Annotated in this window: 18 protein-coding genes; 3 read left to right on the top strand and 15 right to left on the bottom strand. The window is 69.4% G+C overall.

What is annotated here, in order from left to right:
* Positions 1 to 171 precede the first annotated feature (171 nt).
* The 12 genes from RCR19_RS34205 to RCR19_RS34150 form a co-directional block, all read right to left on the bottom strand.
* Entirely contained in the window at positions 172 to 1,938 is a 1,767-nt protein-coding gene (locus tag RCR19_RS34205) for an FAD-dependent oxidoreductase (protein ID WP_331268630.1), read from the bottom strand.
* The gene (locus RCR19_RS34200) at positions 1,938 to 2,201 is read right to left on the bottom strand and encodes a UBP-type zinc finger domain-containing protein (protein WP_331268629.1); all 264 of its coding nucleotides are present in this window, start codon (positions 2,199 to 2,201) and stop codon (positions 1,938 to 1,940) included. The genes RCR19_RS34205 and RCR19_RS34200 overlap by 1 nt, the downstream gene beginning before the upstream one ends.
* Positions 2,202 to 2,940: 739 nt before the next feature.
* Positions 2,941 to 3,390 carry a DUF1931 family protein gene (locus tag RCR19_RS34195; RefSeq protein WP_331268628.1) on the bottom strand — a complete coding sequence of 150 codons (450 nt, stop codon included), beginning with the start codon at positions 3,388 to 3,390 and terminating at the stop codon, positions 2,941 to 2,943.
* A 275-nt stretch (positions 3,391 to 3,665) separates the two neighbouring features.
* Complete coding sequence (locus tag RCR19_RS34190) at positions 3,666 to 4,094, bottom strand: DUF2267 domain-containing protein (protein WP_331268627.1); 429 nt, start codon at positions 4,092 to 4,094, stop codon at positions 3,666 to 3,668.
* A gap of 72 nt (positions 4,095 to 4,166) precedes the next feature.
* Positions 4,167 to 4,667: an Hsp20/alpha crystallin family protein gene (locus RCR19_RS34185; RefSeq protein WP_331268626.1), complete on the bottom strand. Its 501-nt coding sequence runs from the start codon at positions 4,665 to 4,667 to the stop codon at positions 4,167 to 4,169.
* Positions 4,668 to 5,052: 385 nt separating this feature from the next.
* Entirely contained in the window at positions 5,053 to 5,511 is a 459-nt protein-coding gene (gene trxA / locus RCR19_RS34180) for a thioredoxin (protein WP_331268625.1), read from the bottom strand.
* A complete protein-coding gene (clpB, locus tag RCR19_RS34175; protein ID WP_331268624.1) occupies positions 5,508 to 8,147 on the bottom strand; it encodes an ATP-dependent chaperone ClpB in 2,640 nt (879 codons plus the stop codon). The genes trxA and clpB overlap by 4 nt, the downstream gene beginning before the upstream one ends.
* Positions 8,138 to 8,545: a chaperone modulator CbpM gene (locus tag RCR19_RS34170; protein ID WP_331268623.1), complete on the bottom strand. Its 408-nt coding sequence runs from the start codon at positions 8,543 to 8,545 to the stop codon at positions 8,138 to 8,140. The genes clpB and RCR19_RS34170 overlap by 10 nt, the downstream gene beginning before the upstream one ends.
* Positions 8,542 to 9,495 (bottom strand): J domain-containing protein, encoded by a 954-nt coding sequence (locus RCR19_RS34165; RefSeq protein WP_331268622.1) that lies wholly within the window; start codon positions 9,493 to 9,495, stop codon positions 8,542 to 8,544. The genes RCR19_RS34170 and RCR19_RS34165 overlap by 4 nt, the downstream gene beginning before the upstream one ends.
* Positions 9,496 to 9,501: 6 nt before the next feature.
* On the bottom strand, positions 9,502 to 10,110 hold the full coding sequence (locus tag RCR19_RS34160; RefSeq protein ID WP_331268621.1) for a nucleotide exchange factor GrpE: 609 nt from the start codon (positions 10,108 to 10,110) through the stop codon (positions 9,502 to 9,504).
* Positions 10,111 to 10,118: 8 nt separating this feature from the next.
* The gene (dnaK, locus tag RCR19_RS34155; protein ID WP_331268620.1) at positions 10,119 to 12,026 is read right to left on the bottom strand and encodes a molecular chaperone DnaK; all 1,908 of its coding nucleotides are present in this window, start codon (positions 12,024 to 12,026) and stop codon (positions 10,119 to 10,121) included.
* 228 nt (positions 12,027 to 12,254) lie between these two features.
* Positions 12,255 to 12,386 carry a hypothetical protein gene (locus tag RCR19_RS34150; protein ID WP_331268619.1) on the bottom strand — a complete coding sequence of 44 codons (132 nt, stop codon included), beginning with the start codon at positions 12,384 to 12,386 and terminating at the stop codon, positions 12,255 to 12,257.
* Positions 12,387 to 12,877: 491 nt separating this feature from the next.
* On the opposite strand from RCR19_RS34150, the gene RCR19_RS34145 reads away from it, so the two are divergent.
* On the top strand, positions 12,878 to 14,506 hold the full coding sequence (locus RCR19_RS34145) for a helix-turn-helix domain-containing protein (RefSeq protein ID WP_331269634.1): 1,629 nt from the start codon (positions 12,878 to 12,880) through the stop codon (positions 14,504 to 14,506).
* Positions 14,507 to 15,089: 583 nt separating this feature from the next.
* On the opposite strand, the gene RCR19_RS34140 is transcribed toward RCR19_RS34145, so the two are convergent.
* The 3 genes from RCR19_RS34140 to RCR19_RS34130 form a co-directional block, all read right to left on the bottom strand.
* Entirely contained in the window at positions 15,090 to 19,166 is a 4,077-nt protein-coding gene (locus RCR19_RS34140; RefSeq protein WP_331268618.1) for a discoidin domain-containing protein, read from the bottom strand.
* A 368-nt stretch (positions 19,167 to 19,534) separates the two neighbouring features.
* On the bottom strand, positions 19,535 to 20,341 hold the full coding sequence (locus tag RCR19_RS34135; RefSeq protein ID WP_331268617.1) for a hypothetical protein: 807 nt from the start codon (positions 20,339 to 20,341) through the stop codon (positions 19,535 to 19,537).
* A 2-nt stretch (positions 20,342 to 20,343) separates the two neighbouring features.
* Positions 20,344 to 20,709 carry a hypothetical protein gene (locus RCR19_RS34130; protein WP_331268616.1) on the bottom strand — a complete coding sequence of 122 codons (366 nt, stop codon included), beginning with the start codon at positions 20,707 to 20,709 and terminating at the stop codon, positions 20,344 to 20,346.
* An 83-nt stretch (positions 20,710 to 20,792) separates the two neighbouring features.
* Between RCR19_RS34130 and RCR19_RS34125 the strand changes: the two genes are divergently transcribed.
* Positions 20,793 to 24,191: a CHAT domain-containing protein gene (locus RCR19_RS34125; RefSeq protein ID WP_331268615.1), complete on the top strand. Its 3,399-nt coding sequence runs from the start codon at positions 20,793 to 20,795 to the stop codon at positions 24,189 to 24,191.
* A gap of 30 nt (positions 24,192 to 24,221) precedes the next feature.
* Positions 24,222 to 25,010, top strand: coding sequence for a tetratricopeptide repeat protein (locus RCR19_RS34120; protein ID WP_331268614.1), 789 nt, complete (start codon positions 24,222 to 24,224; stop codon positions 25,008 to 25,010).
* The last annotated feature ends 21 nt before the right edge of the window (positions 25,011 to 25,031 follow it).

Genomic DNA, 25,031 nt, shown 5'->3' with positions numbered 1-25,031 from the left:
ACCGGGTGTTCCTGGTCGCACCGGAATCGTTGCGCCCGGTCGTCGGGCACCAGCCCGATGCCGGTTATCACCTCTGCCTCCGCCCGGTTCATCACGTCCATGGGAACCGGCGGCCGCGCTATGGGCGCAGGTGGGACGGCAGTGGGTGGTCCGGGCCGCCTACGGGGTCCGTCACAGGGAGGGTGAGCGCCGGGACACGGGCCGACCCGCCACCGGCCAACCCCCGTCGGGGCCTGTGGTGCGGACCAGGTTGCCCGCCTTTTCCCGGTGCTCGTGCACGAGGCGGATCGCCATGGCACCCTCACCGGTCGCTGAGGCCACCCGCTTGACCGAGCCGCTCCTGACGTCGCCGGCGGCGAAGACTCCGGGAAGCGTGGTCTCCAGCAGCAACGGACCACGTCCGAGTGCGGCCCACCGGGTCGCGTCGGCCACGCCCTGGGCGTCGGCGCCGGTGAGGACGAAGCCCTTCTCGTCCAGGGCAAGCACGCCCCTGAGCCATTCCGTGCGCGGCCGGGCCCCGATGAACACGAACAGCGCAGCGGCCCGCAACTCCCCGCGCTCACGGCTGGCGTTGTCCTCGACCGTAAGCGTCTCCAGTTTCTCCTCCCCGGAGAGGCCCCGGACTTCGGTGTGGAGCCGTACCTCGATCTTCGGGTGCCGCTCCACCTGGTCGACCAGGTAGCGCGACATGTCCGCGTTGAGGTTGCCGCCCCGGACGAGGAGGTGGACTTTGGACGCATGGTTCGCGAGGAACAGCGCCGCCTGCCCGGCGGAGTTTCCGCCGCCGACCACGGCGACTGGATCCGCCTGGCAGAGACTGGCCTCGTGGACGGTCGCCGCGTAGTAGACGCTGATGCCCTCCAGGCGGTCCATGCCGGGTATCTCGAGCCTGCGGTACCGCACTCCTGAGGCGAGAACCACGGCGCTCGCCCGGGTCCGAGAGCCGTCCGTGAAGGTGACGACGTACTCATCGTCCTGCGGGGTGAGCCCGTTGACCTGGGCCGGCACCATGATTCGGGCACCGAACTTGCGGGCCTGGAGGACCGCGCGTTCGATGAGCTCGCCACCGGAAATGCCCGACGGGAAGCCGAGGTAGTTCTCGATGCGAGACGTAGTACCGGCCTGGCCTCCAGTGGCCACAGCGTCGACGGTCACCGTGGTGAGGCCGTCGGAGGCACCGTACACGGCGGCGGCCAGTCCCGCGGGGCCCGCACCGACCACCACCACGTCGCACTGCCCGGTCTCCGGCGAGGGGGCGGGCAGCCCGATGAGCCTGGCGAGATCGGCGTTGCTCGGATTGCGCAACACCCGCTCGCCCTTCCAGATGACCACCGGAGTCTCCTCAGGACGGATGGAGAACCGACGCAGCAGCGCTTCCGCCTCCTTGTCCTTCTCCAGATCCACCCAACGGTGGGGCAGCCGGTTGCGGGCGGCGAACTCACGCAGCCGCAGCGTGTCCGGTGAATAACACGACCCCAGAATCCGAAAGCCGACACCGAGGCCAATAAGCAGATACCGGCGGCCCAGGTAAGCGCGGAGGATCAGGTCGCCGAGGACGGGATCTCGGCCGACCAGGGCACGTTGCCGCTCCACCGGTACGGCCAGGATCTCGCCCGCCTCGCGCACCACGGCGGTATCGAACGCCGCCTGACCCTCCAGCAGCCCGAGTTCACCCAGGAACCTGCCGGGTCCGTGCACCGCCACCGTGCGCTCCTCGGGCCCCCCGTGGTCTTCGAGGATCTCGACGCTCCCGCTGAGGATCGCGAGGAACTCCCGGAACGGCTCGCCCTCGCGGTACAGCACCTCGCCCTCGGCGGTCCTGCGGCGCTCACCGTGCGCAGTCAGGTCCTCCAGTTGCTCCGGCGCCAAGCGCGGGAAAGCCCCGTGCCGGTCCGGTGTCTCGCGGACCTCACCATGTTTGTGCTCGGCCGTGCTCATCAGACCATGGCCTCGTGAACGTAGCACCAGCGCCAGTCCTCTCCCGGCTGGAAGGACTGCACAACCGGGTGACCGGCGCTGTCCGCGTGCCGCCTGGCGTGCTTGAGGGGCGAGGAGTCGCAGCAGCCGACGTGGCCGCAGGTGAGGCAGAGCCGCAGGTGCACCCAAGGGGAATGCTCCATCAGGCACTCCTCGCAGCCCTCCGGGGTACGAGGAGTCACTGGGCGCACCATCGCCAGGTGTGGGTCGGGAATCGTGACCATGAGGGTGCTCCTTCCGTGGGCGGGACCGCTCGGCCGCGGCGCCCGCGATGGTCTCCTCCACTCAGCGGCTCAGCTCCGGGGCGAGGACGCCCGGCCGGACATCCCCACTCCCGTATCGAGCAGGGCCAGGGTCGGCACCGCCACGACTTGGAACCGCTGCGCGAGCGCCGGCGACCGGTCGATATCGACCTTTTGACGACCTTGAACTCGACAGGCCGGTGCCCGAGTTCAGCTCGGGCCTGGCTCATTCCACAGCCTCGAACAACCGCTGCAGCGCGGGTGGGGGCCTTGCGCAGCTCGTTGCCGTTCTCCTGCTGGAACTTGTCGGCGGGTGGTCCACCAGGCGCCGTCCGGAGCCTTCGCCGCACAGGTTGCTGTGGCTCCCCGTGGACCGCACATCGACCAGGCCATCGCTGAAGACGGAAGGCGACGAGCAGGGTCGACGCAAGACGCCGGCCCGCGCGGCGCGCCGTTCCGGTCGGGCACTCGGCGACAGGCAGGTGACAACCGCCGCGTAGAAGCGGCCCCCTGCCCAACCGAGACTCGGAGGAGTTCGACCGCGGACGCGGCACTCCAGCGGGGCCCCGGGCCGCCTGGCGCTGCTGGTGGAACTTTGGCGGCGCAGCGCCCTGCACGTGGAGAGGTCCTGGAGCAGGCCGGCAGGATCATTGCGGCAGCCGAGGAGGCATAGCGGTGACGCTGTTTAGCGGTGGCCTGCGCCGCCGGGTCCGGTTGCCACTCACAACAGCAGGTCGAAGAGGGCTCGGGCCTCGTCCCAGTGCTGAGTCTGGGGGTTCTTCAGGTCGGGGTGGAGGATCTTGAAGGTCTGGGCAAGGGCCAGGCTGAGTCCGCCGATGACGTCCGGATAGGCCGCCTCGGTCTCCTCGTCGGGCGTCCGGTCCAGAGCGGGGTGGGTGGCGAGTTGTTCCAGGATCGGCTTGAGTTCTACTTCCTGGTCGATCTTCTGGAAGTGGTGAATGCTCTCCTGCAAGCCTTTCGTGATCGGTAGGTCACAGGTCCGGATGATGTCGCGCCCGTTGGCCTTGGCAGTGGCCTGGGCGACAGTCAGCAGATCGTAGAGCTTGGCGTCGACGAAGTCGCTATAGCGCTTGAGATCGTTCTTGTCGACGTCCAGGCCCGCGGCCGCGCGGAAGAATCTTTCGAACCTGGCGATGGACATCACGGTCATGACGGCAACCTCCGGTTGCGGGCGCCGGGTTGGCTCCCGGCGCCTGGGCTTCCCAGTCAGCCTGGCCGACGGGGCGCGGGAACGCATGCGCATGTCGGGACCAATAAGCCTTCCTGAATTAACCTGCCAGGCCCAGGCGTCCCATTGCCCGGGTAATTGGACGGGCGTGTGATACCCGCGGGTGTGGCCATTTTTGGTATCTTTGTTCGTGCTGGCCGGCCTTGCGCACCGTGCCGTCCCACCGTTCCTGGCCGGGCGGTTCGGTTGCCGAGCGGCTACAGAAGTACGGATGCCAGTGATTTCGGCAGACTGGATTTGAGGTGGTCCCACTCGCCTTCGCTGACGTGGCGTTCCAGAGCCTCCAGCACGGTGTGCACGACTCGTTCGATACCGCCGTCGACCGCGTAGGGAAAGTCGTTCCGGACACGCTGGAGGAATTCCTCGCCGCTCAGTTTCACTGGAGTCTCGGACGGCCTCCATCCGTCGTAGTAGATGCCGCGGATCAGGGTCGGAAGCTGCGCCCCGAAGTGCGCAGCCCCGTCGACGGAGAGCCGGTCCCGTAGCAGGTGCAGGACTGCGCGTAGTGCGGCGTACGACTGCTTCCGGCGGTCCTTGGGCCATCCGTTGGCCTGCTCGATTTCCCTGAGGAGCCGGTTAGCCCTATCCACCATGGTGTCGAATGAGGAGAATCCCGTTTCGGTCATCTCAAAGCCCCTTTCGCTCCCGGAGCGCTCGGCGGCGCCGGACCGTTGTCCCGCACCGCCGAGCTCCTCGGCTCAACGACCGCCGCTCTCGCCGCGCTCGCCGGTCTCGGTGATCTGGACGTGACGGGGCTTGGCGACCTCCGCCTTGGGAACGGTGACCGTAAGCACACCGCCCGACATCTCCGCCGTGACCTTTTCGGCGTCCACCTCTCCGGGCAACCGCAGCCGGTACTCGAAGACACCGGTCCGGCGGGTACCACGTCGCAGGACGCCCTTGCGCTCCTTCTCCTTGATCTCTCCGGTGACCACCAGTTCCTGTCCGTGGGCCTCGACGTCGATGTCCTTGCTCTTGACGCCAGGGAGTTCGATCTCGACCTCGAAGGCGTCATCGGTCTCCATGACGTCCGCGAGGGGGGTCCACGCGGCCGCGGGCGCGGCGCCGCCCACCGTGGATTCGAGCAATCCGCTCATCTGGTTGAGCAGCTCGTCGAATTCCATCAGCGGATTGCGGGCCCACCCGACGGGCCGCTCCGTCGTTCCGCCACCGCGGTGGCGCCGAACGGGCAAGGTCATCGCCCATCACCTCCGTCTTCTCGTGGGTTCGCGGCCGTACAACCTTCTTCGCCCGGCACGGCGGACCGGCTGGGCGGAGCATTGACGTCATCGGGCAGGCTCTGCGCACGCGATTCGCGGACCGCCTCGCAGTGCCTTACGGAAGCGTCCAACGCCCCGTGCCCGTCCTCCCCCACGGTCCGCTCGATCTTCGCGACTAGCGGGCCGCGCTCGGCGAGGGCCTGGGAGCGGATCAGGATCTGACCGGCGTGAATTGCCTGGTGGCGGCCATGACAGGCGAGGAGGCCGATCTGTTCGGCCGTCAGCCGGGGATAGACCCCGTACAAGATCAGACTCTCCGGGACTGCATTTCCGTGGGGCTCCCGAGGTGGCTGGCCCATCGTGTTCATCCTCCTGCAGTGGTTTGCCGGCCCGCCACCGCCTGCTCAACCCACGAGCGCAGGACGTGCGCGGGTGCTGCGCCGGTCTGCCGGGCGACCGACTCGCCATGGTCGAGGACGAGCAGAGTCGGCACCGCCTGCACCTGGAACCGCCCGCTGACCCGGGGGTTCTTGTCGACGTCGACCTTGACGAGCTTGATCCGTCCGGCGAGCTCCCGGGCAACTTGTTCGAGGGCGGGGGTGACCATCCGGCAGGGGCCGCACCAGGTCGCCCACAGGTCGACCACGACGGGCACGGAGGCCTTCTCGACCACGTCCGTGAAGTCGTTGTCCCCCGCGTCGACGATCCAGGGCAGGGGCTGCTTGCAGTGACCGCACTTGGGGCGGCCCTCTGCGGCCACGGGCACGCGGTTGGTGCGCCCGCAGTGAGGGCAGCTGACGGTCTGCGCCTGCATCGTGCTCATGCCGCCCGCGCTCCCTTCACGTCGTCGGGCTGGTCGTAGGTGACGACCAGCTCTCCGTGTTCGGCGTCGACGCGGACGGTGGCGCCGTCCTGGACGTCGCCGCGCAGCAGGGCGCGTCCGACGAGGGTTTCGACCTCGTGGGAGATGTAGCGGCGCAGCGGCCGGGCCCCGTACACCGGGTCATAACCTTGGTGGGCGATCACTTCCCGGGCAGCGTCGGTGAGTTCGACGGTGATGCGGCGTTCGGCGAGCCGCTGCCGCAGTTCGTCGAACTGCAGCTCCACGATCCGCTCGATCTGCCGCTCGCCGAGCGGTTTGAACAGCACGATGTCGTCGACGCGGTTGAGGAACTCCGGGCGGAAGTGCCCGCGCAGCTCACCCATCACCAGGGCGCGGGCGTCGGGCTTGATCTCGCCTTCGGCGGTGGCGCCGTCGAGGAGGTGCTCGGAGCCGATGTTGGACGTCATGATGATGACGGTGTTGCGGAAGTCGACGGTGCGGCCCTGAGCATCGGTGATGCGGCCGTCATCGAGGATCTGCAGCAGGGTGTTGAAGACATCGGTGTGGGCCTTCTCGATCTCGTCGAACAGCACAACCGAGTACGGCTTGCGGCGTACCGCCTCGGTGAGCTGGCCGCCTTCCTCGTAGCCGATGTATCCGGGCGGTGCGCCCATGAGCCGGCTGACGGTGTGCCGCTCCTGGTACTCGCTCATGTCGAGGCGGACCATGTTCTCCTGGGAGTCGAACAGTGCCGCAGCGAGGGTCTTGGCCAGCTCGGTCTTCCCGACGCCGGTGGGGCCGAGGAAGATGAACGAGCCGATGGGGCGGCGCGGGTCGCGGACGCCGGAGCGGGCGCGGATGATGGCGTCGGCGACGAGTTTGACGGCCTCGTCCTGGCCGATGACGCGCTCGCGCAGGATCTCGTCGAGGCGCAGCAGCTTCTCGCGTTCGCCCTCCTGGAGGCGGGCGACGGGGATGCCGGTCCAGGCGGCGACGATCTCGGCGATCTCCTCCTCGGTGACGACCTCGCGTAGCAGCCGGTTCTGCCCTTGTTTGGCGGCCAGTTGCTCCTCCTCTGCGGCGAGTCGGCGCTCCAGGTCCTGGAGGCGGCCGTAGCGGAGTTCGGCGGCGCGGTTGAGGTCGTATGCGCGTTCGGCCTCCTCCGCCTCGTGGCGGACCTGCTCCAGTTCCTGGCGCAGGTCCTGCACGCGGCGGATCGCCTGCCGTTCGGCCTCCCACTGGGCGTGTTTGGCGTCGGCCTGACCGCGCAGGTCGGCCAGTTCCCTGCGCAGCTCCTCCAGGCGGGCTTTGCTGGCGGGATCGCTCTCCTTGGACAGGGCCGCCTCCTCGATCTCCAGGCGGGTGACGCGGCGGGTGAGCTCGTCGAGTTCGGCGGGCATCGAGTCGATCTCGGTACGCAGCCGGGCGCACGCCTCGTCGACGAGGTCGATGGCCTTGTCGGGCAGGAACCGGTCGGTGATGTAGCGGTGGCTGAGGGTGGCCGCGGAGACCAGCGCGGTGTCCTGGATCTTCACGCCGTGGAAGACCTCCAGGCGTTCGCGCAGTCCGCGCAGGATGGAGATGGTGTCCTCCACGCTCGGCTCGTCGACCAGCACCTGCTGGAAACGGCGTTCGAGGGCGGCGTCCTTCTCGATGTGCTTGCGGTACTCGTCGAGGGTGGTGGCGCCGATCATGTGGAGTTCGCCGCGGGCGAGCATCGGCTTGAGCATGTTGCCCGCGTCCATGGCCCCTTCCGCGGCGCCGGCACCTACGACGGTATGGAGTTCGTCGACGAAGAGCAGGATGCGCCCCTGGGCGGCCTTCACCTCGGAGAGCACGGCCTTGAGGCGTTCCTCGAACTCGCCGCGGTACTTGGCGCCGGCGACCAGGGAGCCCATGTCGAGAGCGAACACGGTCTTGTCGCGCAGGCCCTCGGGGACGTCGCCGCGAACGATGCGCTGGGCCAGGCCCTCCACGATGGCGGTCTTGCCGACCCCGGGATCGCCGATGAGGACGGGGTTGTTCTTGGTCTTGCGGCTGAGGATCTGGGTGACGCGGCGGATCTCCGCATCACGGCCGATGACCGGGTCCAGCCGCCCGGACCGGGCCTCGAGGACCAGGTCGCGGCCGTACTTCTCCAAAGCCTCATAGGCCACTTCGGGGTTGGCGGAGGTGACGCGCTGGTTGCCGCGGACCTGGGTCAGCGCGCTCAGGAACGAATCCCGGGTCACGCCGTGCTCCTTGAGCAGGCGTCCGGCGGCGGTCGCCGGGCCTTCCTCGGCCAGGGCGAGCAGGAGGTGCTCCACGGACACGTACTCGTCCTTGAGGCGTTTGGCCTCCCGCTCGGCGGCATCGAGCAGGCGGGACAGGCGCTGGGTGACGAAGACCTGGCCGGGTGCCGCGCCGGGACCGGTGACCTTCGGGCGGCGGGAGAGTTCCTCGCGCACGGCCGCGCGCAGTTCCTTCGGCTCGGTGCCGGCCTGTCGCAGCAACCGTGGGATCAGACCGTCCTCCTGATCGAGAAGCGCGAGCAGCAGGTGTTCCCCGTCGACCTCGGTCTGCCCCATCTCGACGGCCGCGCTCTGGGCCTCCTGGAGGGCTTGTTGGGACTTCTGGGTGAGACGGTTCATGTCCATGGGGGTGTTTCACTCCTCGTACCGGCGCGGCGCAGGGCGGCTTCGAGCATGCTGATGCGGTCCAGCAGGTCGAGCACCAGGCCTATGGATGCGTAGTTGAGGCACAGCCCGGTGCGCAGCCGCTGAATACGGGCGAGAGTTACCGGGGCCGTGGCGTCGAACACCAGTCGCCCCGCGGAGTCGCGCTCCGCGTCGACCAGGCCGAGAGCGACGAACCGGCGGATCAGCTCGGGGTGGAGCCCCGAGCGAAGGGCCACGGCGGCCAGGGAGAGCCTGGGGACGGGGACGAGCGCGTACCGTACAGCCGTCGAGGCGGTGGTGTCGGCGCCCGTTCGTACCGGACGGGCGCCCACGCCGGCCCGGCCGATGCCTCCCGCTCCCGCGGGTCGGTCGTTCATCGCGTCCTCCTGGGGTCGAACGAGGAAGTGGCGGCGAGCTCCTCGAACAGTTCGCGCTCCCGGTCGCTGAGCCTGGACGGCACCATGATCCGGAGCTCGGCGTACAGGTCGCCGTTCGCGCCCCGCGGGTTCGGCATGCCCTCACCGCGCAGCCGCAGCCGCCGGCCGCTGGACGAGCCGGCGGGCACCGTGACCTTGGCCGTGCCGCCGCCGGGCGTGGGCACCGGCACGGTCGCACCCAGGGCCGCCTCCCATGGGGCGACCGGGACCTGGACGTGCACGTCATGGCCGTCCAGCCGGAACCGGGGGTGGGGCTGGATACGCACCCGCAGGTAAAGGTCGCCCGCGACGGCGTCACCGTTGCCCCGGCCGCCCTCACCCGCCAGCCGGATCCTCTGCCCGTCGGTGACACCCGGCGGCACCTCGACCTCGTACCGCCGCGGCTGCCCGGTGGGACCGGCGAGTGTGACGGTGCGACGGCCGCCTCGGTACGCCTCCTCGACGGTGAGCGGCAGTTCCGCCTCCTGGTCCGCTCCGGGGACGCCGCCTCGGGCGGCGCCGGCTCCGAACATGGAGCCGAGCAGGTCCTCGATGTCGATGCCCTCCGCGCCGAAGTCGTCGCCGAAGCCGGTGGTGTACCGGACGCGAGGACCGCCACCGCCTGCGGTCCTCCGTCCGCGGAAGCCGCCGCCCGCTCCCGCCGCGACCCGTTCGTCGAAGTCTTCCGGGATCTTACGGAAATCCTCGCCGAAGCGGTCGTAGCGGGCTCGGGTCTTGGGATCGGACAGGACGCTGTATGCCTCGTTGAGGTCCTTGAATCGCTCCTCCGCCCCGGGGTCCTTGTTGACGTCTGGGTGGTACCTGCGGGCGAGTTTGCGATATGCCTGCTGGATCTCGTCCTGGCTCGCGGTCCGTGACACGCCCAGCACCTGGTAGAAGTCCCGTGCCATGACCGGTCACTCCCGCTTCGCGACCGTCACGGCGGCGGGCCTGAGCTGCCGTTCGCCGTCCCCGTAGCCGGGGCGCAGCACCTCGACGACTGTGCCCGGTGGGGCGTCGGGGTCCTGGACGACACCGACCACCTCGTGCCGGGCCGGATCGAAGGCGACGCCGGTCTCCGCATGCCGCGGGTAGCCGAGCAGTTCGAGGACGTTCACCGCCTGGTCGCGTACGGCCCGGATGCCCTCCACGATCGCGCCCGGATCGGCACCGGCGTGGGTCAAGGCGAGTTCGAGGTTGTCGAGGACGGGCAGGAAGGCGGCCGCCGTGCGGGATCGCTCGACCGCCCGTTCGCGCTCCAGTTCCCTGGCGTGGCGCTTGCGAAGGTTGTCGAGGTCGGCGAGTGCGCGCCGCCAGCGGTCCTCCAGTTCCTGGATTGCGGTCGTGTACTCGTCCTCGGCCGGCGTGGGGCCGGCGGCGTCGGGTCCCGGTTCGTCGTTCGCCGCTTTGGGCCGGGGCGGGCCCGGTTGGGGCAAATCCCCGCGAGGAGGGCGTTCGGTGATTTCCGGGACCGGTTCGACCGGCTCCGACGCGGCCCGGTCGGGTTCCTGGGGACGGCTGGGCATGGCGCGCCTCAGTCCTTGTCGAACTCGGCATCGATGACGTCGTCGTCACCGCCACCGCCGCCCGGGCCACCGGTCGCGCCGCCCCCGGGGGTGTCCTGGCCGGGACCGCCGGTGGTAGTGGCGCCCTGATGGGCCGCCAGCCCGGCGAGCACCTGCTGGAGTTCGGAGGTCAGGGGCCGCACGCGCTCCACACCCGCCTCTTCCTTGACCGCCGCGCGGGCGTCGGACACGAGCATCTCGGCGCGTGCCTTCTCGTGCGCGGGCGCTGCGTCGCCCAGTTCGGCGAGGCGCTTCTCGACCTGGTAGGCGACGGCGTCGAGCTCGTTGCGGGCGTCGACGGCCTCGCGGAGTGCCTGGTCCTGGCCCCGGTTGCGCTCGGCCTCCTGGACCATGCGTTCGACCTCACTGCGGTCCAGGTTGGAGCTCTCGCTGATGGTGATGCCCTGTTCCTTGCCGGTGTCCCGGTCACGTGCCTTGACGTTGAGGATGCCGTTGGCGTCGATGTCGAAGGTGACCTCGATCTGCGGTTCGCCCCGCGGCGCCGGGCGGATGTCGGTGAGCTGGAACCGGCCGAGCACCCGGTTGTCGGCGGCCCGTTCGCGCTCGCCCTGGAGGACGACGATGTCGACGGCGGGCTGGTTGTCCTCGGCGGTGGAGAAGGTTTCGGTGCGACGGACGGGGATGGTGGTGTTCCGCTCGATGATCTTCGTCATCACGCCACCGCGCGTCTCGACACCCAGCGACAGGGGGGTGACGTCGAGCAGCAGGACGTCCTTGACCTCGCCCTTGAGCACCCCGGCCTGGATCGCGGCGCCCAGGGCGACGACCTCGTCGGGGTTGACGGTCATGTTGGGTTCCTTGCCGCCGGTCAGCCGACGCACGAGGGTCTGGACCGCCGGGATGCGTGTGGAACCGCCGACGAGGATGACCTCGTCGATGTCGCTCTCGCCGACCTTGGCGTCGGCCATGGCCTGCTGGACCGGTCCCAGGCACCGCTCCACCAGGTCGCTGGTGATCTGCTCGAACGTGGACCGCATGATCGAGTCGGTGAGATGCTTGGGGCCCGAGGCGTCGGCGGTGATGAACGGCAGGCTCACCTGCGTCTGCGTCACCGAACTGAGCTCGGTCTTGGCCTTCTCCGCCGCCTCGAACAGGCGTTGCAGCGCCTGCGGGTCCTTGCGCAGGTCGATGCCGTTCTCCTTCTGGAAGTCGTCCGCGAGGTAATCCACCAGACGGCGGTCGAAGTCGTCGCCGCCCAGGTGACTGTCGCCGGCGGTGGAGCGCACCTCCACCACGCCGTCGCCGACGTCGAGGATGCTCACGTCGAAGGTGCCGCCGCCCAGGTCAAAGACAAGGACGGTCTCGTGCTGCTTCTTGTCCATGCCGTACGCGAGGGCCGCTGCGGTCGGCTCGTTGATGATCCGCAACACCTCCAGTCCCGCGATCCGTCCGGCGTCCTTGGTGGCGGTGCGCTGAGCGTCATTGAAGTAGGCAGGCACCGTGATGACCGCCTCCGTGACCCGCTCCCCCAGCTGCTTGGAAGCGTCGTCGGCGAGTTTGCGCAGCACCTGAGCGCTGATCTCCTCAGGCGCGTACAGCTTGTCGCGCACCTTGAAGCGGGCCGCCCCGCCGTCGCCCTCGACGACGTCGTACGCCACCGCCTTGGCCTCGTCGGAGATCTCGTCGAAGTGCCGGCCGATGAACCGCTTGGCCGAGTAGATGGTGCCCTTCGGGTTGAGGATCGCCTGGCGCCGGGCCAGCTGGCCCACCAGTCGCTCCCCGGTGTCGGTGAAGGCCACCACGGACGGTGTCGTGCGGTTGCCCTCGCTGTTGGGCACGACGGACGGCTCGCCGCCCTCCCACACGGCGATCACCGAGTTAGTGGTGCCCAGGTCGATGCCCACTGCCTTGGCCATGAAGATCTCCTCCTGGTGCGGCGGCCTGCGCCGACTCTCCGAATCACGTTCGTTCAGGTGTGGATGGGACCTCCGCCGGTGGTCTGTAGTGCGCTGATCAGCTGCACAGCCTCGTCAGCACCACGACGACCTCCTACCGGCTCGGCTGCATCGAACGGAGCGAGGAGAAAGCCTGGCGACGGCCCTGCAGCGACATGCCAAAAGGCGCGCCGACGACAGCTCCGAAGATCAGCCCGCGCAGAGCGAAGAGCCGGAGACGACGGGGTCGAGCCAGTTCACGAGGCCGAACAGGCGTCCGGTCAGGACGCCTGGGAGCGCACCGCTCGCCGCCCCGTGAAGGGCGACCCTGCCGTAGTCCATCCGGCCAATCACCTGCTCGACCAGGCGGGAAACCCATGGTCAGGGAGGTGGTCAACGGCGCGTTCGGCTTCCCAGTACGTCTTGTACGAGGCCACCGGCCTGCCATGCTGCTCGGTCATCGCCCAGCCCTTCCTGCCGGTGCGCACGGAGGGGTTCGAACACTCCCCAGGGTGGCGAGCCGATTGGCTCCACGCCTGCGCCTGGCGAGTCAGAAATGCGCGGGTCGGGTCGCCCCACGAGTACTAGAGGAAGAATCCCCACATCTCGGATGAGCCTGCCCGAGAGCGGGTACCCGGAACACCGCTCGCCTCCCTAATGGCTCGGGAGAACGGAGTGATCCCATGTCCGGCAGTCGGGTATACAGCCTGTCCCGTCGCTCTGACCGGGAGGCGGGTCTCTCGTGGGGCGGCGTCGGGCGGCCCCACATGGCCGGGCGGAGAGGGCCCGGTCCGCGCGTGTCAACCCCGGCCGACCATGCCCTCCACGAACTGATGGTGCTCTCCAAGGCCCTGTTCGACACCCTGGACGAAGGCGAGATTTTGCGCCTGGCCATGGACCATATAGCCACCGCAGGGCGATACAGCGCCGAGGCCGGATACCTCAGAGTGGACGGCGACCTGGTCCCCAGCGCGAGGAACGGGCGGATCCACGCCTTGGCCGTGGACCGGAGGGTGCGGGAGCTGGCCGGGCGGGACGGCCCTGTGACCGTATCCGGCAGTCCCTGGGGCTGGGCCTTGGGGTTGCGCGGACATGAGGGACTCCACGGTTACCTCGTGGTTACATCGCGCTCCCAGCCCACCGAGGCTGAACGCTCCCTGCTCGTCACGCTCGTCCGGCACACCGCTGCTGCTCTGTCAGTCGCCTTCGCACACCGCCGCCGGCAAGAGGACGCGCTGACGCTGCACAGGCTCAGGGGGGAACGCACAGCCCTCCAGCGGCAGCTGATCTCCGTCGTGGCCGAGCTGGGGTACCAGCGGGCCGTTCACGCGCTCATGGCCGACGTCGCTGCCTCGGGCGGCGGTGAAGAAGCCATCACCCGCGCACTGCATGGGCTCACTGGGCTCTCCGCGGTGGTCGAGGACCGCTTCGGTCGGCTGAGGTCCTGGACCGGCCCCAACCGCCCCGACCCCTATCCGGAGCCGGACCCCGTGCGCCAGGACGAAATGCTGCACGCCGTCGCCCGGGAGGCCGGGCCGGCTCGGATGAAGGATCGGCTGATCACCCTGATCCGCCCGCATGGCAAGATCCTGGGCGTGCTCGCCCTGGTCGATCCAGGGGACGATGCCGACGAGCACACCGTGCTCGCGATGGAACACGCCGCCACGGCGCTCGCCCCGGAGCTAGCGCACCTGCGTAATCTGGCCGAATTGGAGCTGAGGCTCCACCGCGAGTTGGTCGACGACCTCCTGGCAGGGACGGACGAGGCGAGCGCCTACGCCCGCTCCGAGGCAGTCGGACACGACCTGCACCGTAGCCACTACGTCGTCGTGGTGCAGTGGTCGAACCGGACTGCGGACGATTCCTTCGCGCAGACCGTGGGTCGGGCGGCCTCCAACGTGGGCATGCGCTCGCTGCTGACCCGACGTTCCGACCACGTGGTCCTGGTCGCCGACGACAGGCCGCACGCCCGCGCACTGTACGAGGCACTCGCCCGGGAGACCGGGACACGGTCCGGGGCGATCGGAGTGAGCGCCCCTTGTAACTGCCTGGACGACATCCCTCACCGCTACCAGGAGGCCCAGCGCGCCCTGGAAGTGCGCCGCTACTCCTGCGAGTGCTACGGCACGACGTTCTTCGACGAACTCGGCCTCTACCGCATCCTGGGACCTGGCAACGACTACCAGGAACTGGAGACGTTCGTCCACGAGTGGCTCGGACAGCTCATCGACTACGACTCCCGGCATCACACGGCCATGGTGGAGACTCTGTCCCGGTACTTCGACTGCGGCGGTAATTACGACGAGACGGCCGAATCCCTCGCGATCCATCGCAGCACGCTGCGCTATCGGCTCCAGCGCATCCGTGACATCAGCGGCAAAGACCTCGCTAACGTGGAGGATCGGCTAAACCTCCAAGTGGCGACCCGGGTGTGGAAGATCGTGCTGGGCGGACCCGGCTGATGCCTCGCGGGAACTGTTGTGCGATCGGTCTAGTGGCAATGGGTCGGGCTCCCGTGCTACAGCGCTGTAGCGGGTGGCCGGCCCTTGTGCGGAGCCAGGGTGTATACGTCGCGTCTGAGGCGGCAGGTTGGCAAACCAAGGGACATTTGCCAGGCCCGGCGGCCCACCCGGCGCCCGCTACACCAGGTTCCGCCGTCGAATATCTCGTGACTTTCTGTGCTCTCTGCACCCCGGTAACGACATAGCCCTGGCCATGGAACTGCACCAAGCGGGGCCGCTCCGAGCCTCCCACCCCCGGCATCAAGCGCCGACTACCGGACTGGGCCGTAATCTGCCCCTTCGGTGTGTGCAGTAGGCGTAGGCCGCCAAGGCTCTGGGGGGTCATCGCTGCGGCAACCGTGTGGGTGATTGAGCTGGGTCAGGACAGCCCGGTGGGCCCTCGACGTGGTGAGCACCGAGAAAAGCACCATTAGGAGCGGGATCGGCGCTGGCTAGGACTACGACCAGTTCGAGCGAACGGAAGGCCGATAAGCGGCCCCCGATGCCGAGGCAACGGGGGCCGCTCAATCGCAACCGGCCCCCGCTACGACCCGCTCGCCACCTCGGGCACGTTGTAGCCCTCGATCCGGAGCCTCGGCCGCGCTGCCTCCACATGCGCGGGCCAACTGGCGGTGATCGTGCGGGATTCCCCTGGCAGGAGCCACAGGTAGTTGTCGCTGTACTCGGCGGGCAGCACCCGGTGGCCGGACGGGCCGTCCACCAGTGAGACGCGCACCATGGCCGCGACCGACGAACCCCGGTTGGTCACTCGCGCGGTCAGCTCGCGCCGTCCGTCGGACCCGCTGCGCGAGCCGGTGGCGTCCACCGCGACCCTGGTCTGCCGTGCCTTGTTCAGCGCCTGCATGGCCTCGGGGGTCTTGTACCGCCAGTATGTGTTCTCCGCGAGCGTCTTGCCGTGCTCGTCCGTGAGCCGCAACTGCAGCAGGTACAGGCCGGGCAGGGAGCCGTTCGGGTCGGCGGTGAACGCTTTCGCCGTCGCGGACGGTGCGACGTCCACGGTCGCCTTCTGCTCGGCGGCCACCTGGCGGCCGTCGAGGTCGTACCAGCGGGCCGTCACGGTGGCCTGACTGATGGCGCGCGGGGTGTGGTTGACGGCGATGACCTGCCCGTCGACCGGGCTCGCCTGCACGTGGACGGGCTCGGAGGCCTTGCGGGAGCCGTAGTAGGCGCCGTTGACGTCGAAGTCGTAGTCGTAGGTCTGCCAGACCGTGCTGTACCAGGCGGGGTGGGACATCCACAGCAGCAGGGCGCTGGCGTCGTCCCACAGCCTGGCGTTCCACGCCTCGAACATGGCGCGGTGGTTCTCGTAGTTGAGGAACTGTGCCTTGCGGCAGAAGTCGTCCAGGTCCTTCGCGGTGCCGAGCCGGGACTCGATGGCCGCGCGGTAGTTCTGCGGGGCCTGGTTCCCCTTCGTGCTCCAGTCGTGGTAGTACCAGGCGCCGCCGATGGGCCATTCGGGCTCGTCGCCGACCAGGCGGCGTACGGTCTCCGCCGTGGAGACGACCGGCATGCCGATCTCGGTGTGGAAGCCGTAGTTCTTGCTGCCGTAGGTCGTGGCGGAGAAGTACTTCTCCGGCTCCACCCAGCCGTAGGGACCGCCACCGGTGACGATGCCGTCGGCCGAGTTGTTCTGGTACAGCACGCCGGGCGCCCCGGAGTGGACCGCGTCGCGCATGCCGTCGTCGATCGCGGCGGGCGGGTTGCCCTCGTTGGCCCCGCACCACACGACGACGCTCGGGTGGATGCGGTAGCGGAGCACGACGTCCCGAGCCGTGCTGTTGAACGCGTCGTGGTCCGGGGGGTCCATCGCCCAGGCGTTGGGGAAGTCGTTCCACACGAGCAGACCGTGCTGGTCGCAACTGGTGTAGAACTCCTCGCGGTTGCTGCTGCCCACCCAGTTGCGGATCATCGTGAAGTTCATGTCGCGGTGCATCCGCACCGCCGTGTCCATGCGCTCGGCCGGCATCCGGCGCAGCAACTCGTCCCAGCCCCAGTTGCCGCCCCGGCAGAACACCCGCACACCGTTGACACTGATCTTCAGCGGCGCGATCGAGTTGTCGACGGACTTGACGTCCTTCCAGTCCGTGCCGTTGTCGGAGACCTGGATCGTGTACGTCCGCGCGTACGCCTGCTCCCAGGTGATCGCCACCCGGTCGAAACGCTCCGGGGCGCCGAGGTCGAACCGGATCCAGCTGTCGTCCTCGTAGATCGAGGTCCAGCGGGTGTTGACGTCGCCGTCCACCGCGTTGGCCGCGACCGTGCCCTCGCCTTCGGAGGAGGCGGTCGCGGGCTTGCGCAGCGCCAGGTTGGTGCCCGGTCTGGCGCTGTCCACGACGGCCAGGTCCCACATCGAGAAGCCCCAGCCGGTGGCGCGGGTCCGGCAGAACACCCGCATGTAGCGGGCGGTGACGGCGTCGAACTCGACGTTCTGCATGCTTGCCGAGCCGGAGGTGTTGAACGGCAGCGGAGCGGCGACGTTGTCGACGTCGCGCACGTCGGTCCATGCGGAGCCGTCGTCGGAGACCTGGACGGTGTACGTCTTGGCGTACGCCTGCTCCCAGTTGACGGCGATCCGGTCGAAGGCGACAGAGGAGCCGAGGTCGACCTGGACCCACTGCTCGTCGTCGAAGGAGGACGACCAGCGGGTGTCGCCGTCGCCGTCGGTGACGTTGCCCGCCCCGCGCGAGGGGTCGTCGGTGGAGGACGCGGTCGCCTTCTTGCCGAGGGCCAGGTCGTCGCCGGGCGTGGCGCTGTTCAGGATCGACAGGCTCCACATCGAGGAGCCCCACTGGGTGGCGCGGGTGTGGCACAGGATGCGGACGTAACGTGCCTTCTGCCGGGGGATGTCCACGGTCTGGGTGAAGATGTCGCTGCTCCACCGGAACGTCATCGGCACCGCGCCGTACTCGTAGCCGAACTGGCGTATGCCGAAGTGGCTGGTGCGGCGGTCGCTCTCCCGGCCGTCCACGGACGCGGTCAGGGTGAGATCGTGCAGGTTCGGCTCGCCGTAGCCGTTGGGCCACCACAACTCGGGGTCGTGCAGGCGAAGTTGCGGGAAGTCGGCGGGGGCGAAGGTGACGTCCGTGCTCGCGCCGCCGGCCACCGTCACGGTCCGGCTGACCCGCACCCGGCCGAACGCCGCGGTCACGGTGACGCGCTTGTCGCCGGAGTCGGCGTTGCGCACCGGGACCACCACGGTCAGCTCCGCGGTGCCGGTGTCGGGCAGGTCGGGCAGTAGCGTGTCCACCCGCGGGTCGCCGATGACGGCCGCGCCGGTGGAGCGCAGCCGGACGTGGTTCCAGATGCCGGCCGCACGGTCGCGCACCGCGGGCATCCAGTCCCAGCCCGAGGAGGCCAGATAGGTGGGCGAGTTGCGGTTCATCATGTTGGCGCCCGCGTCCACGAACGCGAGGCCCGCCGGGCCCTTGTCCGTCGGACTGCCCGGGAACGGCATCGGGGTGATCTTCACCGCGAGCGCCTGGCGGTCGGACGTCAGCAACTGGGTCACGTCGTAGGAGGCACGCGAGAACGGGTTGGTGAAGGAGCCGGCCTTCGTGCCGTTGAACCAGACCTCGGCCTCGTGGTTGACGCCGTCGAACTCCAGCCAGAGGTGCCGTCCCGAGCCGGTCTGCAGTCCCCTGGGCAGCGCGAACTCGCGCCGGTACCACCAGGAGTGCCGGGACAGGGCCTCGGGCACGTGCAGATTGTTGAACCCGGTCACCGGGTCGGGCAGATGCCCCTGGTCCACCAACGAGGTCAGCACGGTGCCGGGGACGGTCGCCGGGAGCCAGCGGCTCGTGTCGTACATGGTGCGGGACAGGGCGGCACCGTCGGCGCCGGCCCAGTCGTCCATGGTCAGGTCCCAGCCGGACTCCAGCGGGACGGTGCCGTCGCCGGCCACCTTCAGCGGCTCGGGGTGCCGCTCCCGCACGCCCCAGTCGGTCCAGCCGGTGACCTCCGGGCGCCGGGTGCTGCAGGTGCCGTAGACCTGGAGTCCGTTGAGGCCGAGCGGGTTGGCGTTGGAGCGCTTGTCGACCGTCATGCGGACCCAGCGTGCGGTGACCGCCTTGGGCAGGTCGATCTCCATCTCGCCGCCCTTGCCGGAGTCGGTGTGATACACCGCCGTCCAGGTCTTGCCGTCACGCGAGGTCTCGATGGCGAAGTCCACGGCGCAACTGGACAGGATCTCCTGCCCGGTGGTGTTGTCACGGGGGCTGCCGGTCGGGGACTCCTTGAACGGCGGATCGTCCGAGGTGGCCTCGAACACCAGCCGCACGGAGGTGACTTCGCACAGCGCCTGAAGATCCACCTTGATCCACTGCGGATCGCCCGCCGCCGCGCGCCAGCCGCTGCCCCTGACCCCGCGCACCGCGAGGCCGTCCACCGCGAACTCCGCGGGCGTGGGGGCGTAGTCGGTCGAGGACACCGAAACCGGCCGGTAGGCGGCGAGTTCGCCCGACGGGGTGTCCCGGTCGGGGTGTCCGGCTCCAGCCGTGGCGGCGGAGGCGAGCGGCCCCATGCCAAGACCGAACCCTGCCAACAGGGTTGACCCCGCCGACAGTACGGCACGACGGGAGGGCACGGTGGACTGATCCGACATGGGGCTCCGATCAGGGAAAACCAAGGAATGGGGGACTGAGGGACCAGGATGACAACGTTGCCACCCGCGACACGCTGCCGAACACTGCCGCCACGCAACCCGACTGTCAAGACATCGCACACACCTTGCTTCTATTAAATTAGGAATACATACTGGCAACGCTTCGTCCAGGCGCACCGTCTTCACAATGCTGCTGTAGACCCCTGTTCCGGCCGCTGCTCCTGGCCAGGAAACCCGCTTCAGTGAATGAGAGTGCGGTCGATCCGGACAAGGCGGCCGCCCCCGCAGGTGGCTCTCTTCAGCGCCCACTCCAACCGCGGGAACTGTGCGATCTTGTGGGCCGCCCGCACCTGACCCGGCTCCCCCGCTCACGCCCTCTTGTTGAGCATGTCGTTGATCTGCAGCCCCTCGGTGGGGGTGATCCGGCCGTGTGGAAGGGCGACGCCCAGTGCCTCGGCCAGCTGCCGCTGATGGAGGTCGACGGAGGCCTCGACCAGGTCCGCGAGGGCTGCGCCCGAGGCTCGGCCCCTGTGCCGGCCGACGAGGCCCATGATCGCGCCCGCCGGCAGCGCCGGCCACCAGAACAGCCCGAGGCACATGGTCAGGAGCCCCCAGGCGCTGGTTTCCGACGAACTCTGGTAGCGGGAGTACGCGGAGCCGATCAGCGGACGGGCGCTGTCCGGCAGGAGGAGCCACAGCCGGGGCCACGCCAGGGCCGCCGAAATCCCGTACTGGACGTCCACCCGTTCGTCGACCAGGCGGAAACGGTCCCCGATGTCCGTGATCCGCGCGGGGAGGTACCGGTCCGGGCTGGAGCCGCCGTCCCGCTCTCGTGCGGCGCGGGCCCTCCCCCGCCGCCATCTCACCCAGCGCCGCGGGCGGCGGGCGACCCGCACTCGCCGTACGGCAGCTGCGAGCCCCTGCACGACCAGTCCCGACACGGTGGCGGCCAGCAGGGCTCCGGCGACCGTGAGGGCCGTCGTCGCCGGACCGGTCGTCATCCGTTCGCCGAGTCGTGTGAGTTCGTCGGCGAGGTGCGCCGAATCCAGTGCCGATCCCTGCCCGAGCAGCACTCCGCACACGGCGGTGGCGACGAAGAGCAGACCGGGCAGCAGCAGGGCGCCCATCCAGCGGTCGGCGAGCTTCTTGCCCAGCTCCGCCAGGACAGTGTTCATCGTCAGGGCTTCGCACGCAGGATCATCGGCGCGTCGTCGACCTGGCAGCGCGGCTCCCGGCCGGACTCGTCCGCCTGCGACCTGCGCGAGCAGCGTCCCGTCGGGCATCGGTACTCGCCCCGGACGACCACCGGATCGAAGCCGAAGTCGTCGAGAACGGTCAGATCACCCGTGTGCTTGTCCGGTTCCGCCCGGGACGGATAGCCCAGGCGACGGCACACCGGGGCAGCGGGCTCCCCGTTCCGTACCGCGGCGAGCGCCGCGTCGATCCAGGCCAGCACCTCCTCGTCGCCGAGTGCGCCCGCGCGCAACTCCGGCGCGACGGCGCACAGCCACCCGGCCAGGGCTCGATCCTCGGCGGTAGGCAATGCGGCCTTTCCTTCCTGTCGTGGTCACAAAGGTCCTGATCTCCTACGGTAGTTGTGGACGCATCGCTACGGGGGACAGTTGCGTGGACTTGGACGAAGCCGTGGAGGCGGTACGGCAACGGGTGAGCCGGTGGGAGCACGGCGGCGACCCGGATGCCGTGACGGGGCCTGGTGTGCTGGCCCCGGCGGGGCGGATCTGGCGGACCGTCCTGACCGGGCAGGGAGCCACCGTCGAGGCCGTGTACGCACTGGCCGGGCTGCACTGGGCGCGCACGGTGGCGCTGGGCCAGGACAGCCCCATCGATGACCTTTGGGGTGCGCTCGTGCTGTACGGGGCGGTCGACGGCGCGGAGTCGGTCGAGCTGCCCGACGAGGTGCGAGCCCTGCTGTCCCGAAACCCGTCGAACTACGACCTTTCCTTCGTCGGCCCGGAGCATTGGGGGCGTCGGGCGATCCACCTGCTGAAAGAGGTGCAGGTCGACGAGGACCTGGACAAGCTCGACGAGGTGATCGAGCTGTTCAACGGCACGGTCGAGGCATACACGCCCGACCATGAGTACTGGGCCGGGGACCTGTCGAACCTGAGCCTGGCCCTGCACATGCGCTACTACCGGCGCGGTGACCCGGCGGATCTCGAGCGCGCTGAGCGGGCAGCACGAGACGCGGTGCGCGGCACCGAGCCATGGGACCCCAAACTGCCACTCCGCCTCGACAATCTCAGCGCTGTGCTCCAGTACCGGGCCGAACTCACGGGTGACGCCGTCGCCTGGGCCGAGTCGGTCCGACTCAGTGCCCGCGCTGTGCGAACGACACCGCCGGAGCACCACTTGCGTGCGATGTTCGAGGTGAGGCACGCCTGTGCGCGCATCGGGCGGTATGAACTGACCGGCGACCAGAGTGAACTGGACCAAGGAATCGAGGAGTTGGAGCACACGGTGGCGCGGACTCCCGAGAACGACAGAGAACTCGCCACCCGGAGGAGCCGTCTCGGAGGCGCATACCATTCGCGGTATCTCCTCACCCGGGACCCACGCCCGCTGCACCGAGCCATCGAGTTGCTGACGCAGGGTGCCGACGCCACGCCGCTCGGATCGCCCGACCGGGCGGCGTCTCTGGCCGGCCTGAGCAAGGCCCTGCTCAGCCGATTCGAGGAGACCGGCGACGCCCACGACCTGGACGACGCTCTCGCTGCGGGTGAAAGAGCCTTGAAGGAGGGCCCGGACGAGGAAGCGGGCACGGCCGCCCTCGCACGCCGTGCGGATCACCTGCACACCTTCGGGCAGGCGTTGTTCGCCGCGTCCGAGTACACCCACGACCGGTCCTTTCTCGACCGGGCCGTCCAGGCGTTCCGTGAGGCGGTCCGCACCGGGACGGCGGATGCAGACCTGTCGGGCCACCCGAGGGCACCGGCCCATCACGCAAGTCTCGGCGAGGCGCTCATGGCCCGGAACTTCGGATTACTCGGGCAGGTCACGCCCTTCGGCCTCACCGACCTCGTCCACGAGACGGCACAGCTCGAGTGGGAGCGCAGGAAGGCGTCCGGGGCGGTGCTGGAACCCGCAGAGATCGAGGACGTCAGTGAGGCGTACGAGTGCCTGCTGCGTGCCGTCGAGCAGACCGGCCCGCACCATCCGGACCTCGGCGGCCGTCTCCGCGGCCTGAGCTCCCTCTCGTACAGCCTCTACCGCCTGCACAACCGGCGTGGCGACGCCGACCGGGCGCTCGAACTCGGTGAGCGCGCCGTACGGGTGACTCCGCCGCGGCATCCCCAGCGGGCCCATGCGGTACTGCTCCTTGCCTTTCTGCTGGCCGAGCTGGGCGGGGTAGCCGAGAACGACCGGGCCCTGTCTCTGTGGGACGGGCTCGTCAGCGACCCCTCGGTACAGCCGTCGTCCCGCGCCTCGGCCGCCGCATACGCGGCGCGGGCACGGTGCCGGCGAGGTGCCTGGGCCGCGGCCGTCGAGCTGTACGCCCAGGCGCTCGACGTGCTGCCGTCGCTGGTGACGCCCGCCCAGGACACGCGTGCACAGGAGGAGTTGCTCACCCTCTGGAGCGGACTGGCCGGGGAGGCCGCGAGTTGCGCGATCGCCGCCGGCGACCCGGATCGGGCGGTGGAGTTGCTGGAACAGGGGCGAGGCGTCCTGTGGTCCCAGCTGCTCGACTCACGTACGGAACTGGGCGCCCTGCAGGCCGTGGAGGCGGAGCTGGCCGAGCGGCTGACCGTCGTCGAGAGGGAGTTGAACACAACGCCCGAAGCGGGCGCCTCCCAGCCGTGGTGGGGCCGGATCGCCGACCGGCGACTGACGCTGGCCGCCGAACGTGAGGACCTCGTCGCCCATATCAGGACGTTGACCGGCTTCGAGGACTTCCGCCGCCCGGCAGACATCGAGGAGCTGCGCCGGGCCGCCACAGACGGTCCCGTCGTGCTGGTGGTGTCGAGCCAGTGGCGCACCGACGCACTGATCGTCACCACGTCCGCCACCCGGACGGTCCCGCTCGATGTAGACCATCCGGAGCTTCTGGCCAGGGCCGAGCGCTACCTGATGGCACTCCAGCGGTACGAGACCGGACCGCGCGACGCACTGGCCCAGGTCACGCTCAATCTCATCCTCACCCGTACGCTGGAATGGCTGTGGCGGGACATCGCCGAACCCTCCTTGCGGGCACTGGAATTGACCACCTCACCGCCCGAGGGCACGCGCCTCCCCCGCCTGTGGTGGTGCCCCACCGGTCTACTGGCGCTACTGCCCCTGCACGCCGCCGGGCTCCCGGACTCCGACACCGATACCGGCGCTCAGGACGGGGAATGCGTCCAGGACCGGGTCACGCCCTCGTACACGCCCACCCTGCGCGCCCTGCTCGACAGCCGCGCCGACGCCCGTTCCACCGTGCCGGGGGACGGAATGCTGGCGGTGGGACTGCCGTCGACCCCCGGCTACGGCCCCCTGCCTCAGGTCGAGGACGAACTGGCCGTACTGCGAACGGCGTTCCCCACATCGACAGTGCTCCGTGGCGAACGCGCGACCCGCCAGGCCGTACGGGACGGCCTGCGCACACACCGCTGGGCGCATCTGAGCTGCCACGGCGGCCAGGACCTGACACGGCCCTCGCAAGGTGGGGTGGTTCTGCACGACGCGATGCTGACCGTGGCCGACCTGCGGTCCGACCACTTCGCCCAAGGCGATTTCGTCTTCCTCTCCGCATGCCAGACCGCCCTCGGTGGAGCCGGGGCCCCCGACGAGGCCATGGCCGTCACCAGTGCCCTCCATTACACCGGGTGGCGGCAGGTCGTCGGCACGCTGTGGTCGGTCGGCGCCACCACGGCCGCCGAGGTGACCGCCGGCTTCTACGACGCGCTCGCCTCCGACGGGACCCTGGACACCGGCGAGGCGGCGCAGGCCCTGTACGAAGCGGTCCGGGAATTGAGGAGAGCCGGCCACCCGCCCCGTGTCTGGGCGCCGTTCGTGCATTCGGGGATCTGATCCACCACCGCGACGGGAGGAACATCGACCATGCACCCGGAACACCGAGGGACGGCACAGTCCAGGCAGGACTACGTATCACCGGACGGGGATCCCTACGGCGAGCACACTCCGGATCTGCCACCCGAGACCGCCGAACGACAGGAACTCGCCCAGCAGTTGTTCGACCGCGAGCTGTACGAGGCGGCGGAGCCGGTGATGCGGGATCTGCTCACCGACTACGAACGCCTCCTCGGCTCCGATCACCCGATGACGGTCGAGCTGTACGACGCGCTGGGGCACGCCCTTTACCAGCGTGGGCTGCTGCCCGAAGCGGAGGCCATGCACCGCGAAGCCCACGAACGCTCGGCACGCCTCTTCGGGGCCGACGCCCCGGACACGCTCGCCTACGCACACAATCTCGGGGCCGCGCTGGTGATGGGCGATGAGTGGGAAGAGGGGCTCGCCCTCATCGGACGGACGCTGGAAGGCCGCGACGCGGTTCTGGGCCCCGGCCACCCGGACTCCCTCGACACTGCCTCGCTCCTGGGCTCCGTGCTGTTCAAGGCGGGTGACCAGCAAAGGGGTTACGAGCTGCTCAACCGCGCGTACACCGGCTACCAGCAGGCCCTTGGCCCGGACGACCTCCAGACGCTCGCCGTGGGCGGCAACCTGGTGGCCGCGCTGTACACCCTGGGACAGCGGCACGAGGCCGGACTGCTGCTCGTCGACATCCTGCGGCACTACGTACGCACCCTCGGCATCCACCACCAATTGACGCTGGAGACTCAGCAGCGCCTGAGGAGGATGGGCTGGAACGTCAACATCAACATCACCTGAGACGGGCGAGCGGAACGGCGG

This window comes from Streptomyces sp. WAC07094 (assembly GCF_036320405.1).
Classification (GTDB): Bacteria; Actinomycetota; Actinomycetes; order Streptomycetales; family Streptomycetaceae; genus Streptomyces; species Streptomyces lannensis.
Note: the sequence above shows the minus strand (reverse complement) of the source record. Positions and strands in the feature narration are given on the sequence as shown.